Origin of the sequence: Bacillus thermozeamaize, from assembly GCA_002159075.1 — a bacterium.
In the GTDB taxonomy this organism is placed as follows: domain Bacteria; phylum Bacillota; class Bacilli; order ZCTH02-B2; family ZCTH02-B2; genus Bacillus_BB; species Bacillus_BB thermozeamaize.
On the sequence record LZRT01000004.1, the window covers coordinates 1 to 18,214 of the forward strand.

Genomic DNA, 18,214 nt, shown 5'->3' on the forward strand with positions numbered 1-18,214 from the left:
GGTGACAATAAGCCGTGTGGATGATCCGGTGGATATTATTACGACGACGGATGGATTTCCGCTTGAGGGAATGGAGATCCGGATCGTGAATGCCCAGGGGGAACCTGTTCCTCCCGGGGTGGAAGGGAACCTGGAAGTAAGAGGTCCGTCACTGTTCGTTGGATACGCGAAACGGTTGGAAATGACCAAAAACGAATTCAACGGCGACTGGTTCAAGACAGGCGATATCGCCGTGCTTAATGAGCAGGGTTACTTGAGCATTCAGGGCCGGGCAAAGGACGTGATTATCCGCGGAGGGGAGAACATTCCGGTGGCTTATGTAGAAAATGTGTTGCATTCGCATCCTGACATTGAACAGGCGGCTCTGGTAGCGATGCCGGACCCCAGACTGCAGGAAAGGGCCTGTGCATTTGTGATATTGAGGGAAGGCGCCACGTTGACTTTCGAGCAGCTGCAAACGTTCATGCAAGAAAAAGGCGTGGCGAAGCAGTATTGGCCGGAGCGGTTGGAGATTGTGAAGGAATTTCCCCGGACGCCAAGCGGCAAAATCCAGAAATACAAGCTCAGGGAAGAGATTCAGAGACGCCTGTCTGAACAGGGGGATGCGGGATGAAAGAAGATGTGCTTCGAAATCGGATTGCCTTGATTACAGGTGCTTCCAGAGGGATTGGCAGAGCCTTGGCCATCAAGCTGGCCGAAAAAGGGGCAAAGATTGTGATCAATTACCGAAAAAATCAAGAAGCTGCGGAACAAGTACAAAAGCAGATTCAAGAATTAGGTTCGGAAGTGATGCTATGCCAAGCGGATTTGGGAGAAACTGAACAGATCGCAAACATGTTTGCGCAAGTTCGTGAGGTGTTTGGTTCGTTGGACATTTTGGTTGCCAATGCCGCCGCCACAGCGTTTAAGCCGCTCATGGAGGTCCGATCGCATCATATCCAGCGCACGTTTGCCATCACTGTGGAAGGATTTATCCAATGTGTCCAGCATGCCGTCCCGTTGATGGAAAGAGGTGGAAGAATTGTCGCGGTATCAGGGTTTGACAGTTTCCGTTATATCAAACATCATGGACTGCTCGGTGCGGCCAAAGCCGCAATGGAAAATCTGGTGCGTTATTGGGCTTGTGAGCTGGCGGAAAAAGGAATCAACGTCAATGGTGTATGTCCAGGGTATGTGGAGACCGATTCGGCACGCATTTATTCCGGAGAGCATTGGGAAGAGAATGTCGTGTCCTGGAGCCGGCAGATCCCAAAAGGCCGTCTGGCCACACCGGATGAGATTGCGGATGCCATCCAGTTCTTTTGCTCCCCTGCTTCAGAATATGTCACTGGACAAACGTTGGTTGTGGACGGCGGCCTCACATTACAGTGAAGAAGGGATAACATGCTCAATTTTGCCTTTACGGAAGAACAGGAACAGTTGCGCAAGACACTGCGGGAATTTGCTCAGAAAGAACTGCTTCCGAATTATACAAAGTGGGACAGGGAGAAAACATTCCCGCTTGAAACATGGAAGAAGATGGGCCAACTCGGTCTGACAGGACTGCGCGTTCATTCTGAATACGGCGGCATTGGTGCAGACTGTATCACCACAGGGATTGCCGCAGAAGAGGTTGGCAAGGGGGACTTTAATGCCGCTTACGCTGTGATGCTAAACGGGCTTATTGGTGAAATTTTGCAGGCACATGCAACAGAGCATGTGAAAAAAACATGGCTTCAGCCGATGGCTGAGGGAAACCGGCTCCTTGCCATTGCCATCACCGAACCGGGAGCCGGTTCGGATGCTGCAAGGATCAAGACGCGTGCCGTTCGTAAAGGAGATGAGTACGTCATCTCGGGAGAAAAATCAGGCATTTCACTTGCACGGGTCGCCCATGCCTTCCTGATCTTTGCCAAAACAGATCCGGATGCAGGAGCCCGGGGTGTCAGTGTGTTTCTGGTGCCGCGAAATAGTGACGGGATTGAGATTCAGGGGTATGAGGATATGGGGAATGTGCCGATTGGGAGGGGTTCTGTCTTTCTCGATCAGGTTCGCGTCCCCGTTGAATACAGGATTGGTGCAGAGAATCAAGGATTTTACCAGATCATGAATGGGTTTGATTTAAGCCGGGTCCTGATTGCCCTGCAGTGTATCGGGGCAGCCGAGCAGACCTTGACGGAAACCATGGAGCATGTCAAGGAACGTCATGCATTTGGCCAGCCGCTGGCCAAGTTTGAAGGCGTGTCCTTTCCGATCGCTGAAACCCACACCTGGCTGGAGATGGCCAGATGGCTGTGTTACCGGACGTTGTGGCTGCGTGATCAAGGATTGTCACATACCAAAGAGGCGGCCATGTGCAAATGGATCGGTCCTTCGATTGCCGCCAAGGCCATTCACGAGTGCCTGCTTTTGAACGGACATTACGGCTACACAAAAGAAATGCCGATTGAGCAGCGTTTGCGGGATGTCATCGGTCTGGAAATCGGCGATGGAACAGCCCAGATACAAAAAATCATTATAGCAAGAGAACTATTGGGAAAAGAATTTAAGCCTTATTAAAGTCATATAAATTTGAACAAAATTAAGGAGGTTTCGTCATGACGTATCAAGATATTCTTTATACCAAAAAAGATGGTGTGGCCTGGATCACGATTAACCGGCCGGAGGTGTACAACGCTTTTCGTTCCTTGACTGTCAGAGAACTCATTGCTGCTTTTCGCGATGCCTGGGATGACAATACCATTGGCGTCGTCGTGCTGACCGGTGCCGGCGACAAGGCGTTTTGTACAGGCGGGGATCAAAAAGATCGGGGCGGTGAAGGGTACACGGGCACAGGAGGCGGACTGGAAGGAGGCATTGGACTGGAGGTCGAAGGGTTGCACACCGTGATTCGCAACATTCCCAAACCGGTGATTGCCGCCGTCAACGGCTATGCGATTGGAGGGGGACATGTCCTTCACGTGATCTGCGATTTGACGATCGCTTCGGACAGAGCGAAGTTTGGCCAGGCAGGACCTCGCGTGGGGAGTTACGATGCCGGCTTTGGGACGGCGTACCTGGCACGGATCGTGGGCGAGAAAAAAGCGCGGGAAATTTGGTACCTCTGCGAGCAATACACGGCACAAGAGGCGTTGGAGATGGGGCTGGTGAACAAGGTGGTGCCGCACGAGAAATTGATGGAAGAGGTGGAGAACTGGTGTCAGAAACTCCTGGCCAAAAGCCCGACGGCGCTGAAGATGTTAAAGTACTCATTTAACGCCGACTCGGCCAGCATTGAAGGCATTACGCAGTTGTCCATGGCTTCCCTGGCCATGTTTTACCGGACGGAGGAAGCGATGGAAGGCCGGAATGCGTTTATCGAGAAACGCACCCCTGATTTTTCCAAATTTAGAAAGTAGGATAGGACGCCACATGACGGGATGCTCCAAGGATGCTGCAGCAGAGTTGATTCAGAATCTTAATTCCAGATGGAAAAGGGAGTGGAAAACGGATGAGGCTAAAAGATAAGGTATGCATTGTGACTGGAGGAGGCAGAGGTATCGGGGAAGCCATTTGCAAGAAGCTGGCAAGTGAAGGGGCAAAAGTGGTGGTTGCCGACCTGTTGTTGGATCATGCGCAAGCCACAGCCGGTGCCATCCATCAAGATGGCGGGAACGCCATGGCGATCAAAGTGGATGTGACAATCCTGGAAGATGTGGAGAAAATGGTTGAGCAAACAAAACAGACGTTTGGGCGCATTGATGTGTTGGTGAACAATGCCGGTTGGGACAAGGTGGAACCCTTTTTGGACAGCACCGAGGAGACTTGGGACAAGGTATTGGCCATCAACCTGAAGGGCGTTTTTTACACATGCAAGACCGTATTGCCCATCATGATCGAACAGGGTTACGGGAAGGTCGTCAATATTGGATCGGATGCCGGGCGGGTCGGTTCCAGCGGAGAAGCCGTGTATGCTGCGGCAAAAGGCGGCGTGATTGCGTTTTCCAAAACATTGGCGAGAGAAATGGCCCGCCACAAGATCAACGTCAATGTGGTCTGTCCGGGTCCGGCAGATACCCCTTTGTTTCAGGAAATTTCCTCTTACAATCCGAAAATTGCGGACGCGCTTGAGAGAGCCATCCCGTTGCGCCGGCTGGCTCAGCCGGAAGACATCGCACATGCCGTTTGTTATTTTGCATCGGATGAGGCTGCTTATGTCACGGGTCAGACACTGAGCGTTTCCGGCGGTTTAACCATGGTGTAGATAACATGTTTTCAGAAATGAAACGAAAAGCGGGGCTAAAGCGATGTATGAAACCATTTTGGTTGAAATGTCGGGCAACGTCAAAACCATCACCTTGAACCGGCCTGGTCAATTCAATGCGTTAAACCAGCAACTGCTTCTTGAACTGACACAGGAAATCATAAAAACCAAGTCGGAAAAACACTGCCGCGCGCTGATCATGACTGGTGTCGGCAACCATTTTGCTGTGGGCGCCGATCTGAAAGGCATTGCAGACATGGATGTGGATGCATTCCAGTCGTATATCCACCTCTTTCAGGAATTGTTGTGGCAGCTTGAAAACCTCCCCATATTGACGGTGGCAGCTGTAAAGGGGTATGCGTACGGCGGCGGTTGCGAACTTTCGCTGGCATGCGACTTTCGATTTGCTTCGCCGGATGCGAAGTTTGCGCTGCCGGAAATCAAACTGGGACTCATTCCGGGGGCGGGTGGCACATACCGATTGCCCAAATTGATTGGGCTTTCAAGAGCGAAGATGATGCTCTATACGGGTGAACCGGTCACAGCCGATGAGGCCTTTCGAATGGGATTGGTCGACCGGGTGATTGAAGGGGAAAGTTTATCAAGTGAAGCGACAGCGTTTTGCAAAAAAATAGCCCAGCAACCGATTTGGGCATTCCAAGCGCTCAAGCAGTCCTCCCAGCATGCTGTCCAGGTGGACGTATACTCCGCCCGTCAAATGGAGGTTCAGTCTATCCTCTCCGTATTTAAGACCAAGGACCGCGCGGAGGGCGTGCAGGCGTTTATGGAAAAACGTTCACCGAATTTTACTGGAGAATGAAATTTAAAATTAAACAAATATTCACTAGGGAGATTTTGGAAGGCGAATTTAGTAGATATTATTAAAAATATTGTTAAGGAGGGGTAATGTGATGAATTTTTATAGAATCACAGTTAAAAATTTAACGTTTCTACTTCTGATTGGAATGATCTTGTTTTTCAGCGCGTGTTCAAATCCTGCTTCATCGGATCAGACGGGTCAACCATCCTCTGAAGGTACTTCTGAAGGTGCAAAGGAAGGTGACGTGATCAAATTAGGCTTGAGTGTTCCAATGTCAGGGGCTGCAGCCAGTTGGGGAATCACTGCAGAGTGGGTTGCAAAACAAGCAGCCAAATATTTCAATGAACAAGGTGGGGTCACAGTTAACGGAAAAAAATATACGTTTGAAGTAATCGCTTACGACAACAAATATAATTCTGCAGAAGGAGCGCAAGTTGCGCAAAAGCTTATTCATCGAGATAAGGTTGACTTTATCATTAGTTCAGTTGGTAGTGCTCCGACAAAGGCATTACAAGCTATCAGTGAGCCGGCGAAAGTGATTCATTTTACCACCGCTTGGGCCAGAGATATGAAAGGACCGAAATATCCATATACATTTACAACCCTCAACACACCGGTGGAAGTTGTTGAACCATTATATTCATACATTCTCGGAAACAACCCTAACGCCAAAAAAGTAGCAATCATTAACCCAAATGATGCTACCGGAACAGATACAGCAAATGTGTCGCAAGAAATATGGAAGATTAAAGGCGTGGATGTTGTAGCCAATGAGTTCTATGAAAGAGGAACAACAGAATTTTCCCAAATTGTTACGAAAATCATAAGCCAAAAACCAGATATAGTGGATTTAGGAGCTTCTTCACCTGGTGAGGCAGGTTTAATCTTGAAAGCTTTAAAAGAGCAGGGATGGGACGGGATAAAAATTATGGTAGCTGGAACATCGGGTGCGCAGTTGCTTGAGGCGGCAGGTGAGGCGGCTGAAGGTGTATTTTTAGGACTGGCACCAGATTTCGAGGGAGAGAAGGCCACTGACATCCAACGCGAGTTGGCAAAAAGAGCGAAAGAAGAAATCAATGAACAATTAAACGCTATATCCATCCAACCTTGGGATTCCATTGCAATCCTCAAAACCGCATTGGAAAAAGCAGGAACTTTTGAACCAGATAAACTAAGGGAAGTGATTCCCACCCTCATTTATGAAACCTCATATGGGAAGGCGGCATTCGGTTCTGAAACATATTATGGTTCACCCCAACAGCTCTTGTTACCGGTAACTGTTACTCAGATTCAAAATGGTAAGGTTGTGGAAGTAGAAAGAGTGATTCCTACGGAATTAAAAGAAAAGATTGGATAGTGTTAGCTTGCTTAAGATGGGGGTGAATATGATTCATCCCCATCAGATATATAAAAAAGCGGGTGATAAAATGAATACGATGACACAATTAATCATTAATTCGCTTCAGACTGGAGCTATATATGTCATCTTTGCACTAGGTCTTACACTGGTATTTGGTGTGATGAAGGTGGTCAATTTCGCTCATGGAGAATTTTATACAGCAGGAGCGTTTATCACATATCTTTTGTTACAAGAATGGGACCTTTCAAGTCGTTTAAACACGAACATTTTTGTAATGTATATTCTCACATTTATCATTGCAACGGTAACAATAGGGATATTTGGGCTTTTGATTGAAAAGTATATTTTTTCGCCATTTAGAGGAGATATGACATCAGGACTTATTATTTCACTGGGTTTATCAATGGTGATTCAAACCGTTCTGCTTATTATCCTGGGTGGTAATCCGAAAAAAGTTCCTACTATTTTTCAGGGAACAACCAATATTCTAGGAGGAACTGTTTCAAATGAAAGAATAATAATTTTTATTATTGCGTTGTTATTAACTGCAAGTTTATATTTGATTATTCAGAAAACAAAATTAGGGAAAGCAATGAGAGCAATTACCCAAGATAGAGAAGCAGCTGAGTTGCAAGGAATAAATTACAATTTTATTTCAGCATCGGGGTTTACATTAGGAGCTATTTTAGCAGCTATTGCTGGCGTATTGGTTGCGCCTGCTTCGATTGTTGAACCTTTTATTGGAAGTACTTACTTAATGAAAGCGTTTATTATCATTATTTTGGGCGGATTAGGGAGTATTCCGGGTTGTATTTTAGCGGGCTTTTTGTTGGGTTTTATAGAAAGTTTCGGTGCATTTTACTTTGACGTAGCTTTTGCAACCATTCTTTCATTCGTGATCGTAATGATAATGCTCTTATTAAGGCCAAAAGGACTGATGGGAAATGTATCAAAATAAGTTGAAAGCAGTATTCGTTGGCGCGGTATTAATCGCATTGGTGGCATACGGTTTTTTAAATACAGATCCTTATTCATCTCATTTTTTTATCTGGATTTGTTTAAATGCTGTGTTAGCGGTTTCGCTTCGCTTTGTCATGTTAATTGGTGAGATCAACTTGGCGCATGCGAGTTTTTTTGGGGTGGGAGCTTATACGTCTGCGGTATTAACCGTTCATTTCGGTTGGCCGTTTTTCATCGCATTTTTGGTCAGTGGGGTTTTAACAGCTCTGATCAGTATGTTGTTCGGTGTAATAGCATTTCGTCTAAAAGGCGCTTATTTTCTGCTGGTCAGTTTTGCGTTAGCCGAGGTTATGAGGTTGATTTTCGAAAACTTTTGGAAGGAAATTTTGGGAGGACATAACGGTATTATTGGCATTCCAAAACCAATGGAAGCCTACAACGGTTTTGTTACCATTATTGCAGTGTTGATTATTCTGGCATTTTATTTCCTGGAGAAATCTGATTTAGGAAAAATGTTAATGGCAATCGAAAATTCGGATCAACTTGCGAGATCGATTGGCATTCATGTCATGAAATTTAAAGTCCTGGCTTTAACAATTGCATCCTTTGCTGCTGGTCTTGCAGGGTCGATGTTTGCACACTTTAATGCCGTAATTAGTTCATTGGATTTTACCTTTCTCTTTTCTATCATGCTAGTTTCGTTTGTCATCATCGGTGGTCAGAAGAGCTTTCTTGGTCCAATTGTAGGCACAATTGTATTAAGTCTTGTTGCTGAATTTATTAGAGGAATCGGACCATATGAGCGGTTAGCTTATGGATTAGCGATTATTCTTACGATGTTATTTTTCCGAGACGGTCTGGTTGGTAAGCTGGGACAAGCATTATCAATGCTAAAAATAACGGTTGTTCAGACGCGCAAGAGGGAGGGGGCTTAGATTTGAGTCAAGTTCTCCTAGATGTGAAAAATATTGGGATAAATTTCGGTGGGCTGGCTGCTGTTAGCGACTTGTCTTTTCAGGTTAAGACAGGCGAGATTCTGGGATTGATCGGTCCGAATGGAGCGGGGAAAAGCACAACATTTAATTTAATTTCCGGTTTCTATAAACTTTCAACAGGAAAAGTATATTTCCATGGTGTTGAGATTACAAACCGGCCCCCTGAGTATTTGAATCGGCAAGGAATTGTCAGGACCTTTCAAAGTAATGTATTGTTCGATTCGATGACCGTTTCGGAAAATTTGTATTTGGGTGCCCTCATGTCTGGTGATAAAAAAGCTGCCAGGCTTGAACAGGTAGATAAGATATTACATTTCTTAGATTTGTATGAAGTCAAGAATGAATTAGCGAAAAATTTGTCTCATGGCTATCAGCGAATGTTAGGCATTGGCGTTGCCTTGGCTACGAAACCAAAATTGCTTTTACTGGATGAACCACTCACAGGCATGAATCCGGTTGAAATCGACCGGGCTGTCGAGATCTTGCAAAAGATAAATACGGAAATGAAGATAACGATTGTGATTGTAGAACATAACATGCGTGCCGTGATGACATTATGTCATCGAATCGTTGTATTAAATTATGGAAAAAAGTTGTTTGAAGGCACCCCTGAGGAGGTGAGGAACAATGAAGAGGTCATCGGGGCATACCTTGGCAAAACCGCCAAAACCGATTCTTGATATTAAGGGCATATGGGTTCATTATGAAAAAGCTGAAGCATTAAGAGATGTGAGTATTACCATTGCGGAAGGAGAGATTACAACTTTAATTGGTGCGAATGGTGCTGGGAAAACGACCTTGCTTCGGACAATTTCAGGCTTGCTCAGGGCAACAAGGGGAGAAATTATTTTTATGGGAGAGAGAATCGATAACTGCATCCCATCTGAAATTGTAGCACGGGGCGTTGCTCACGTACCCGAGGGAAGACGTTTGTTTCCTGAAATGACTGTTTTGGAAAATCTAGAACTCGGGGCATATTTGAGAAAAGATAAAAAAAGTGTCAAACGTAGCCTTGAAAGAGTGTTGACTTTTTTTCCCGACTTAAAACCGAAATTAACTCAAGTAGCTTCCAGGCTGAGCGGTGGTCAGCAACAAATGGTGGCAATTGGTAGGGCACTGATGGCAGAACCCAAATTGTTATTGTTGGACGAGCCTTCGATTGGACTGGCTCCAAAAGTGGTGCAAGAAATAGGGAAAATCATCAAGGATATTAACAAAGAGGGTGTGAGTGTATTATTAGTGGAGCAAGACGCACATATGGCTTTGGATTTAGCAAGTTATGGTTATGTGATTCAAACGGGAGAGATCACATTATCTGGTCAATCAAGCAAACTGAAGGAAAATGATGAAGTAAAGTCTGCCTATTTAGGTATTTGAGAGTGTGTAAAAAATAAGGTAGTGTCCCCAGAAAAATTTACAACCTTCATACTTAGGAGGGCGACGGTGGAATTCAAGCACCTCTATCAACCCATACAAATCGCTGGCTTAACACTTCCGAATCGTTTTTACATGGGGTCCATGCACTTGGCATTGGAGAACGAACCGGACGGTTTTCAAAGGACGATAGACTTTTACAGAGAGCGGGCGAAGGGGGAAGTGGGGCTGATCATTACTGGGGGAGCGGCGGTTTCCCCGGAGGGTTCTTTTGGCGAAGAGGGGCTGGGCGTATGGGATGATTCCCAGGTCGAGAAGCTGGCCAAGATTGCGGATGCGGTGCATGAGGAAGGGGGGCGTGTGGCACTTCAGCTGTTTCATGGTGGCCGCTACGCCAGAACAGATCAAACCAAACTTGAACCCGTGGCGCCTTCGCCGCTTCAGGCCCGGATTAATCCCTATAAACCCCGGGAACTTTCCTCGCAAGAGGTTTGGGAGCTGGTCGATGCATTTGCCCAAGGGGCACGGCGGGCGAAAGAAGCTGGTTTTGACGGTGTTGAAATTATGGGTTCGGAAGGTTACCTGATCAATCAGTTTCTTTCGCCACTGACGAACAAGCGTACGGACATGTGGGGCGGTCCTTTTGAAAATCGAGCCCGCTTTTCCATCGAGATCCTAAAAGCCATCCGCCGCGTGGTAGGCCCGGACTTTCCTGTGATCTTCCGAATGTCTGCCATGGATCTGATGGAGGGGAGCACGACGGAAGAGGAAACGCTCCGTTACGCGGAATTATTGGCCGCTAACGGTGCAGACGCCATCAATACAGGAATTGGCTGGCACGAATCCATGGTGCCTACCATTTACATGGGGGTGCCCAGGGCGGCGTTTAAAGACATCGCAAAGAAGATAAAAGCGAGGATAGATTTAGATAAGCCGGTGGTGATCAGCAACCGGATTAACAAGTTGGAAATCGCCGAGCAACTGTTGGCGGACGGATACGCTGATATGGTGTCGATGGCCCGACCATTTTTAGCTGACCCGTACCTGGTGGTTAAAGGGAAAGCAGGGAGATTGGACGAGATTAACACGTGTATTGGCTGCAATCAAGCCTGTTTGGACAATATTTTTGACGGCCGGGCGGCTACCTGCCTTGTCAATCCAGCTGCTGGCAGGGAAAGAGCGTTTGCGATCCTGCCAGCTCTGAAGCGAAAAACGGTGGCTGTCGTGGGGGCGGGACCGGCAGGGATGGAGGCGGCCAGGGTCCTTGCGGAGCGGGGGCACCAGGTCCACTTGTTTGAGAAAGGGGATCGCATTGGCGGGCAGTTGAATCTTGCTGTCCGGATACCTGGCAAAAAGGAATTTGGTGAAACGATCCGTTACTACCAAGCGCAGTTTAAAAAATTGGGAGTAAACCTGATGTTGCATTGCGAAGCGGGAGTAAACGAGATTCTGAAAGTGAATCCGGATGCCGTGGTTATCAGTTCCGGCGTCAGACCGCGGTTGCCTAAAATACCAGGGATCGATCTGCCGCATGTGGCCAGTTACGTCGATGTGTTGCAGGGAAAAGTGTCCGTGGGTGAAAAGGTAGCGATCATTGGTGGCGGCGGGATTGCGGTGGATGTGGCCCACTTTTTGACCACACCTGCCAGCCTGCACGACGATCCGGAAGCATTTCTCCGTTACTATCAGGTATCTGACTTGCAAAAGGGAAAAGGATTGCAACCGGCGCAGCATTACATCCGGAAAAGAGTGCCCCAAGTGACGATGATGCGCCGCGGAAAAATCATTGGCGAAGGATTGGGCAAGACCACCCGCTGGATTACCATGCAGCTTTTGCGCAATCACCAGGTCAAATTTTTGACTGAGGTGGCGTATCGGGAAATTAACCGCGAGGCTGTCGTTGTTGAAAAAGCGGGCCAGGAAGTAAGGGTCGAGGCTGATACGGTGATTATCTCTGCCGGGCAGATTCCGGATGACGGGTTATGTGAACAGCTTCAGGCACTGCGTCAGATACCGGTGTATAAAATTGGCGGGGCCAAAGAGGCTGCGGAGTTGGATGCCATGCGGGCGATACTGGAAGGGAATCAGATTGGACGTGCCATATAGGTTCCTCAAGTGCAGAACCACCCGACTAAAGGGCGGTTCTTTTTTTGTGGTATACTCAATGAAGATCATATGATGTCGCTGAAAAACGCGGCAATAAGGAGGATATGAATGAAATTCAGGGTTTCGGCTGTCCAGTATCATCTTCATACCATACAACGTTTTGAAGATTTTGCCGGGCAAGTGGAGCATTATGTCAAAACGGCAGCGGAATTCGCCGCCGATTTTGTGTTGTTTCCCGAATTTTTTACCACCCAGTTGATGTCGATGGGCAATGATCGGGGAGAACCCTTGTCGATTCAGGACCTGCCCGATTTTACCGAACAATATCGTTCATTGTTTACGGATTTGGCCAAACAAACCGGCATGTACATTATCGCGGGAACGCATGTCATCCGCAAAGGAGACAAATTGTACAATGTCGCCCATTTGTTCTATCCGGACGGAAGCGTGGCTGAGCAGCCGAAACTGCACATCACGCCAACAGAGGTCAAGGAATGGAACATGTCTCCCGGCGATCGGCTTCAGGTATTCGAGACCGAGAAGGGCACGATTGCCATGCTGACGTGTTATGACATTGAATTCCCCGAAATCGTCCGCATGGCCAGGGCCAAGGGTGCCGACGTCATTTTCTGTCCGTCCTGTACCGATGACCGGCACGGTTTTTACCGGGTTCGGTATACCAGCCATGCGCGGGCGGTGGAAAATCAAGTATACGTGGTCACGACGGGGACGGTCGGTTCCCTGCCCACGGTTGATTTTATGCGGGCCAACTATGGCCAGGCCGCGGTGATCACCCCGAACGACATCCCTTTTCCGCCCCGAGGCATTTTGGCGGAGGGAGAAATTAACCACGATATGGTGGTGACGGCCGATTTGGATCTGGCGTTGTTGTATCAAGTCCGTGAGAGCGGTTCGGTGACCACTTGGCGCGACCGGCGGACGGATCTTTATCCCGACTGGAAGTAAAGATGAGGCGGATTCACCATGCGAGGAGGGGTTGGCATGTACCGAAAAGCGTTTTATGTTTTCGACCAGGACCGCCCTGTTCCGGCGGTGATTCGAAATTACCAAGAAAAGGATTTTGATGAACTGATCCGCATCCAGCAGGAATGTTTTCCTCCGCCGTTCCCGTCTGAATTGTGGTGGAACAAGGAACAGTTGCAGAACCATGTGACGCTTTTTCCGGAAGGGGCCTTGTGCGTCGAGGTAAACGGTGTACTGGCCGGCTCGATGACGGGTCTTTTGGTCGATTTTGATCCCAACCATCCGGATCACACCTGGGAAGAGGCAACGGATGGCGGGTATATCCGCAACCATAACCCGAACGGAAACACCCTTTACGTCGTCGATATCAGCGTGCGTCCCTCCTATCGCAAACTGGGTTTGGGAAAATGGCTGATGTTGTCCATGTATGAAGTGGTCGTGCACAAGGGACTGGACCGTTTGCTGGGCGGGGGCAGGATGCCGGGCTATCACAAAAAAGCCCATGAGATGACGGCGGAACAATATCTTGAAGCGGTCGTGAAAGGCGAACTGAAGGATCCGGTGATCACCTTCCTGCTTCGCTGCGGCCGGACTCCCGTCAAGGTGGTCGCCAACTACTTGGAGGACGAAGAATCCTGCAATTATGGAGCGCTGATGGAATGGAAGAATCCTTTTCGCAACTTAAAATAAGCCGGGACAAGGAGATGGATTTGGATGGAATATCGGAGAATCACAAGCATCGAAGACCCTTTGTTTAAAAAGATGCACCAACTGATGCAAGAAGTATTCCCGCCCGAGGAAGTGCTGGCCTTCGATTTGTGGAAAGAGCCGCTGGCGGATCCGGGAATCCGCGTCTTTGTCGCCGTTCATGAAGGTGAAGTGGTCGGAGCGACGGAGTACCGCTATTACGAGGATATGAACGTGGCGATGACCGATTTTACGATCATTGGCAAGCCCGGATTGGGCATCGGCCGTTTCTTGTTCCTCAAGAGGCAGGAGGATTTGCTTTCTTTGGCGAAAGCAAACGGAAAGCAGTTATACGGGGTTTTTGCCGAAATTTATGATCCTTATCAAGTTGAGGATCATGAATTTGGCGGGATCAAGCCCATGGATCCTTTCGTCCGGCGCGAAGTCTTGTCCCACCTGGGATTTAAGCGTCTTGATTTTCCTTATGTGCATCCATCCTGGAAGAATGACGGGGAGGCGGTGACAGGGCTCGATTTGTGTTTCCTCCCGATAGACGAGAAGGTCGACAGAGTGGAAACCGATCTGATCGTGACGTTTTTGAAACGCTACTATTCGGTACTGTCCAACAAACCGAAGACCTGGTATGAGATGATTGAACAACTGGAAGCGAAAGATTCGGTCGCATTGTTGCCCATTTGACTGACGCAATGAAAAGGGGACTTCCCATTAGGGAGTTCCCTTTTTTATTTGCAAAAACAGATGAGCAGTGTTCATTGAGCCAAAACTTTTTTTGGCAGATATTCGTGATATGGATAGAGCATGCCGCAAGGAATTCAGTATTGAGGTGATATAAGGACATGATTCAGATTGAGAGACTTCATAAAGCATACAAAAAGCATGTCGCCCTGAATGAAATCAATCTCCACATAGATAAAGGGATCTTCGGTCTTCTTGGACCCAACGGGGCCGGTAAAACAACGCTGATGCGCATCTTGGCCACGCTGCTCAAACCCACAGCGGGTGAGGTTATCGTACACGGCATTTCCTTAACGAAGCGGCCAGATGAGATCCGGAAGCTGATCGGCTATCTCCCCCAGCATTTTCAAATATACCCTCAATTAACCGCCTATGATTTTCTGGATTATGTGGGGGTGATGAAGGGGATCAAGGAGAAAAAAGCGAGAGACGCCCGGATCCAACGCCTGTTGGAAGAGGTGAATTTACAGGGTGTGGCCCATAAAAAAATCAAGACGTTTTCCGGGGGGATGAAGCAAAGGTTGGGCATTGCCCAGGCTCTATTGGGTGATCCTGCTGTCCTGATTGTGGATGAGCCCACCGCCGGGTTGGATCCGGAGGAAAGGGTCCGCTTCCGCAATCTGATCTCCCGTCTGGGAATGGAGCGGATCGTGATTTTGTCTACCCATATCGTGGCTGACATTGAGAGCAGTTGCCAGTCCCTTGCCGTTTTGTGCCAGGGGCGCTTGGCTCTTACGGGGACGTTGGAGGAACTGCGCCATCAGGCGACCGGCAAGGTGTGGGAACTTGAAATCGAAGAACGAGAGCTGGAGCGCTATCAACCACACCAGATTGTCTCGACCCAACGGACGGATCGCGGATTGCGCATCAAAGTGATCGCCGAGGGAAAACCAGCTCCTTCAGCCACCTCCCTATCGCCATCTCTGGAAGAGGGTTATATGGCTTTGATTGGAGGAAAAAGAAATGCGTAAATGGGTGCGTCAGTTCCAGTTGGAGTTGAGGCTGATTTTCGGCAACAAATTTTTTGTAATTTTGCCGGTGCTATTTGGCGTATGGATGCTGCATCATTTGCTGAATGTACCCTTTTACAAACCGAACAACCTGGTTTTGAATGCCTATGATTTTCACAAATTGGGGCATACCATGTCCCTTGGGGCAGCGATGTTGCTCGGGATGCTGATCATCCGGAGGGATGCCGGCCCGGCCATCCATGACTGGCTCGGCTCCCTGCCGGTATCTTCCTTTATGCTGGTCACCGCAAAATTTGTAGCGGGGTGGCTTTATTTATCCACTTTTACGATGGTGATGGCCGTTGTCTTTTCCGGGGTGGCTTATCACAAGAGGGTGCCATGGCCTGACGTATTGGATGTCCTGACGCATGATGCGCTGCAATATGAGTGGTCATATGCCGTTACGCTGGCTTTGGCCATGTTTCTGGCCTCGGCCATCACACAACGGATTGCGTATTTGATTGGATTCTGTGCCTGGATGTTTGGGACCTTCTTTATGGATATTTTTCTGATCTCCCGGTCTCAGTTGTATTTCTTGAAAACTTTTCATTTGAATCAGTTTACAATAGATTCGATGATGAATAATGAGGTGTGGGGATGGAAGCTGTTCAGCTCGGAAATATGGCTCTCCCGCCTTTTTGTAGCGGCGTTTACGGGAATGCTGATCCTATGGATCATCGCAATTGGGGTCAAAAGAAGACCGGCCGCAGGGAAAAAGATATGGCTCATCTCCGCTGCAGCCGCGATTTTGTTGAGCGTTCTGGCCTTTGTTCCTTATGGCCGCTTGTGGCAGGAGCGGTTTGCCGTTCACCATTCGTTTGTACGGGAGGGGTTTCTTGCAGAGGACAGCGGGGAAGCAAGTGCCCTCCAGAACGGCGTTGACGTTCAATCCTACGACATTCAGATGGAACAGAAGAATCGGGACGACTTGCATGTGAAGGCCTCGCTCGCGTTTTCAACGACAGGTCTGCCTGAGGGAGAACCCCTGTATTTTACGCTGAACCGGCTCTTCCGTGTGGAAAAGGTACAACTGAACGGACAGGAAGTGGAGGTTGAACGGCAAGGCGATACCCTGCTGATCCGGCCTGAAGCGCTTGACTGGCAAAGGAAACAGCAAGTCTTGAGCCTTGAATATGCCGGGTCATTTTTCCTCTGGGGATTTGATCATCACAATGAAGTCATGCACGGCTTTGTGAAAGGGGAGCATGTTTTTCTGCCTGCCCATTTGGCCTGGTATCCCCTGCCCGGAAAACAACCGATCTTTGAACGGAGCCCCCTCCCAGATGATGAAAGGTTGTTCCGGATCATCGGCCGGCAAAGATATTACCTGCAGGCGCCTGACACACGGGTAATTGCATCTGATGGGTTTTACCCCGGGGTGTCTGCTGCTGGGTTTACGATTACCCTGCGGGGGTTTAAGGGAGACGTTTATACCACAGCCGCAGCGAAAGAGAGCGTTCGTGACCGCCACAACAACCTGCAGCACTTTTACATTGAAAAGGCGGAGAGGGTGTCGCTGATTGGCGGCCATGTAACCGAGATCGGTACCGGGGGAGCATATACCGTCGTCTCTTCTCCGCTGTATGATGGACATGTCAATCTTTTTCTGAAGGATATGGAGCAAATGGAAGCCTACTTCAGCCAATGGCTTGAGAAGATGCCTGCCGTCTCCCGCACCATCTTTCATCTTCCCTTTGATTCGATCGGCGTGGAAAGATATGCCGGCACAATCATAAAAGCGATGGATGATGCGTTGATTGTCAGAGAGGATACGGGGCTTTATTCCATTCATGACGAGCGGTACGCAAGGAACAGACACGCCGCCTTAGCCTTAAAGGATATAATTTATTTCCGGCTGTTTAAAGGCCTCGATTTTCGTGGCTATGTCCAAAGTGATCAAACCATCGCTCCGGCGATCAGTGATGCCTTTTATTACCTGTACTTGAAAGATGGGCTGCATCTGAACAACGAAGCTTTCATGCGCTGGGTTGAACCGGATCTTGAGCCATATGAACACCTGGACGAACGATCGGGCAATGACGCCGGCCAGGATCCCGATGCGCTTGTGAGAAGGAAGGTTGTCGATGCTTTGATGCAGGGCAAGACAGCTGAACTGAAATCAATCCTGGGCTATTTTTATGCGAAAATGGCATCTGCAAAATCTGAAACTCCATACCCGGTGATTGGACTGAAAGAATGGCAGGAAAAATGGGCGCAGGTGATGGGGAATGAGTAACCTGGTTCAGGACTTAAAAGGGTTAAAAGGCCCCTTTTTCCTTGCCATCGTCGGCTATTACCTGTGCTATGTGCTCCTGATCGTCACATCCCGTGAGCCTCACGATCTGTTTTTGTTTTTCTTGAATGAAATGTTTATGCTGCCTTTGGTCATCATGGCGACCGTCATGTTTTATCAACGGGAGTTTGGTAGTACCTTTTCGGAAATTTTTGCGACGTTGCCCGTTTCCATGACACGGATGATCCTGCGCAAATTGTGGCAGTTGATGGTGTTCATTGCCGCATTTCACTTTTCCTGGGCATCGATTTACCTAGGGGCATTCGGTAAAATGGAATCGCTCGTTTATTCCTATCGCGGCGATGCGCCGTATTTTGGAGAGATCAGCTGGCTCCAATTAATCAGCCAGAGTTATCCGGCCTATGTCGTGATGATCATGCTGACATTATCGGGCATGGTGATCACCAAGAAAATATACGGGGGATTGGCGGCCGGATTTTCCCTGTGGCTCCTGGAGGGGCTGTCCAAGGGAGAAATGTTGCATTCCTTGACGCTGTATACCGTTTATCTCCCGGAAGATATCCCATTTGCCGTCAACCGGATGTTGCTTTTGGCGATAGGCAGCGCGCTCTTGGCGTTTTCGATCTATTGGGCGAACCAGCGGCACAAGTGGATCGTTACAGATGAGCCGAACTAGAAAGGGGATG

17 protein-coding genes and 1 pseudogene are annotated in these 18,214 nt (G+C 48.4%); all 18 read left to right on the plus strand.

Features of this window, described 5'->3' with window-relative positions:
* Nucleotides 1-613 (plus strand): annotated as a pseudogene (locus BAA01_09575) (cyclohexanecarboxylate-CoA ligase).
* On the plus strand, nt 610-1,371 hold the full coding sequence (locus BAA01_09580; protein ID OUM91135.1) for a hypothetical protein: 762 nt from the start codon (nt 610-612) through the stop codon (nt 1,369-1,371). The pseudogene BAA01_09575 and the gene BAA01_09580 overlap by 4 nt, the downstream one beginning before the upstream one ends.
* A 12-nt stretch (nt 1,372-1,383) precedes the next feature.
* The gene (locus BAA01_09585; GenBank protein ID OUM91136.1) at nt 1,384-2,538 is read left to right on the plus strand and encodes a cyclohexanecarboxyl-CoA dehydrogenase; all 1,155 of its coding nucleotides are present in this window, start codon (nt 1,384-1,386) and stop codon (nt 2,536-2,538) included.
* 38 nt (nt 2,539-2,576) lie between these two features.
* Complete coding sequence (locus BAA01_09590) at nt 2,577-3,377, plus strand: 1,4-dihydroxy-2-naphthoyl-CoA synthase (protein ID OUM91137.1); 801 nt, start codon at nt 2,577-2,579, stop codon at nt 3,375-3,377.
* Between the two features lie 92 nt (nt 3,378-3,469).
* Complete coding sequence (locus tag BAA01_09595) at nt 3,470-4,222, plus strand: 2-hydroxycyclohexanecarboxyl-CoA dehydrogenase (GenBank protein ID OUM91138.1); 753 nt, start codon at nt 3,470-3,472, stop codon at nt 4,220-4,222.
* Between the two features lie 43 nt (nt 4,223-4,265).
* A complete protein-coding gene (locus BAA01_09600) occupies nt 4,266-5,042 on the plus strand; it encodes a hypothetical protein (protein OUM91139.1) in 777 nt (258 codons plus the stop codon).
* A 91-nt stretch (nt 5,043-5,133) separates the two neighbouring features.
* On the plus strand, nt 5,134-6,399 hold the full coding sequence (locus tag BAA01_09605; protein ID OUM91140.1) for a hypothetical protein: 1,266 nt from the start codon (nt 5,134-5,136) through the stop codon (nt 6,397-6,399).
* 70 nt (nt 6,400-6,469) lie between these two features.
* Nucleotides 6,470-7,360, plus strand: coding sequence for a hypothetical protein (locus BAA01_09610; GenBank protein ID OUM91166.1), 891 nt, complete (start codon nt 6,470-6,472; stop codon nt 7,358-7,360).
* On the plus strand, nt 7,347-8,297 hold the full coding sequence (locus tag BAA01_09615; GenBank protein OUM91141.1) for a hypothetical protein: 951 nt from the start codon (nt 7,347-7,349) through the stop codon (nt 8,295-8,297). Before BAA01_09610 ends, BAA01_09615 begins: the two co-directional genes overlap by 14 nt.
* A gap of 2 nt (nt 8,298-8,299) precedes the next feature.
* Nucleotides 8,300-9,037, plus strand: coding sequence for a hypothetical protein (locus tag BAA01_09620; GenBank protein OUM91142.1), 738 nt, complete (start codon nt 8,300-8,302; stop codon nt 9,035-9,037).
* Nucleotides 8,985-9,734, plus strand: coding sequence for an ABC transporter ATP-binding protein (locus tag BAA01_09625; GenBank protein OUM91143.1), 750 nt, complete (start codon nt 8,985-8,987; stop codon nt 9,732-9,734). The genes BAA01_09620 and BAA01_09625 overlap by 53 nt, the downstream gene beginning before the upstream one ends.
* Before the next feature lie 66 nt (nt 9,735-9,800).
* Complete coding sequence (locus BAA01_09630; protein OUM91144.1) at nt 9,801-11,837, plus strand: NADPH-dependent 2,4-dienoyl-CoA reductase; 2,037 nt, start codon at nt 9,801-9,803, stop codon at nt 11,835-11,837.
* A 108-nt stretch (nt 11,838-11,945) separates the two neighbouring features.
* Entirely contained in the window at nt 11,946-12,803 is an 858-nt protein-coding gene (locus BAA01_09635) for an acyltransferase (GenBank protein OUM91145.1), read from the plus strand.
* Nucleotides 12,804-12,839: 36 nt separating this feature from the next.
* On the plus strand, nt 12,840-13,511 hold the full coding sequence (locus BAA01_09640; protein OUM91146.1) for an acetyltransferase: 672 nt from the start codon (nt 12,840-12,842) through the stop codon (nt 13,509-13,511).
* 24 nt (nt 13,512-13,535) lie between these two features.
* Nucleotides 13,536-14,207 carry a GNAT family acetyltransferase gene (locus BAA01_09645; GenBank protein OUM91147.1) on the plus strand — a complete coding sequence of 224 codons (672 nt, stop codon included), beginning with the start codon at nt 13,536-13,538 and terminating at the stop codon, nt 14,205-14,207.
* A gap of 158 nt (nt 14,208-14,365) precedes the next feature.
* Nucleotides 14,366-15,235, plus strand: coding sequence for an ABC transporter (locus BAA01_09650; GenBank protein ID OUM91148.1), 870 nt, complete (start codon nt 14,366-14,368; stop codon nt 15,233-15,235).
* Nucleotides 15,228-17,510 carry a hypothetical protein gene (locus BAA01_09655; GenBank protein ID OUM91149.1) on the plus strand — a complete coding sequence of 761 codons (2,283 nt, stop codon included), beginning with the start codon at nt 15,228-15,230 and terminating at the stop codon, nt 17,508-17,510. The genes BAA01_09650 and BAA01_09655 overlap by 8 nt, the downstream gene beginning before the upstream one ends.
* The gene (locus tag BAA01_09660) at nt 17,503-18,204 is read left to right on the plus strand and encodes a hypothetical protein (protein OUM91150.1); all 702 of its coding nucleotides are present in this window, start codon (nt 17,503-17,505) and stop codon (nt 18,202-18,204) included. The genes BAA01_09655 and BAA01_09660 overlap by 8 nt, the downstream gene beginning before the upstream one ends.
* The last annotated feature ends 10 nt before the right edge of the window (nt 18,205-18,214 follow it).

Coding starts and splice junctions, on each gene's coding strand:
- BAA01_09580 (OUM91135.1), top strand. CDS start 610: ATGAAAGAAGATGTGCTTCGAAATCGGATTGCCTTGATTACAGGTGCT.
- BAA01_09585 (OUM91136.1), top strand. CDS start 1,384: ATGCTCAATTTTGCCTTTACGGAAGAACAGGAACAGTTGCGCAAGACA.
- BAA01_09590 (OUM91137.1), top strand. CDS start 2,577: ATGACGTATCAAGATATTCTTTATACCAAAAAAGATGGTGTGGCCTGG.
- BAA01_09595 (OUM91138.1), top strand. CDS start 3,470: ATGAGGCTAAAAGATAAGGTATGCATTGTGACTGGAGGAGGCAGAGGT.
- BAA01_09600 (OUM91139.1), top strand. CDS start 4,266: ATGTATGAAACCATTTTGGTTGAAATGTCGGGCAACGTCAAAACCATC.
- BAA01_09605 (OUM91140.1), top strand. CDS start 5,134: ATGAATTTTTATAGAATCACAGTTAAAAATTTAACGTTTCTACTTCTG.
- BAA01_09610 (OUM91166.1), top strand. CDS start 6,470: ATGAATACGATGACACAATTAATCATTAATTCGCTTCAGACTGGAGCT.
- BAA01_09615 (OUM91141.1), top strand. CDS start 7,347: ATGTATCAAAATAAGTTGAAAGCAGTATTCGTTGGCGCGGTATTAATC.
- BAA01_09625 (OUM91143.1), top strand. CDS start 8,985: ATGAAGAGGTCATCGGGGCATACCTTGGCAAAACCGCCAAAACCGATT.
- BAA01_09635 (OUM91145.1), top strand. CDS start 11,946: ATGAAATTCAGGGTTTCGGCTGTCCAGTATCATCTTCATACCATACAA.
- BAA01_09640 (OUM91146.1), top strand. CDS start 12,840: ATGTACCGAAAAGCGTTTTATGTTTTCGACCAGGACCGCCCTGTTCCG.
- BAA01_09645 (OUM91147.1), top strand. CDS start 13,536: ATGGAATATCGGAGAATCACAAGCATCGAAGACCCTTTGTTTAAAAAG.
- BAA01_09650 (OUM91148.1), top strand. CDS start 14,366: ATGATTCAGATTGAGAGACTTCATAAAGCATACAAAAAGCATGTCGCC.
- BAA01_09655 (OUM91149.1), top strand. CDS start 15,228: ATGCGTAAATGGGTGCGTCAGTTCCAGTTGGAGTTGAGGCTGATTTTC.
- BAA01_09660 (OUM91150.1), top strand. CDS start 17,503: ATGAGTAACCTGGTTCAGGACTTAAAAGGGTTAAAAGGCCCCTTTTTC.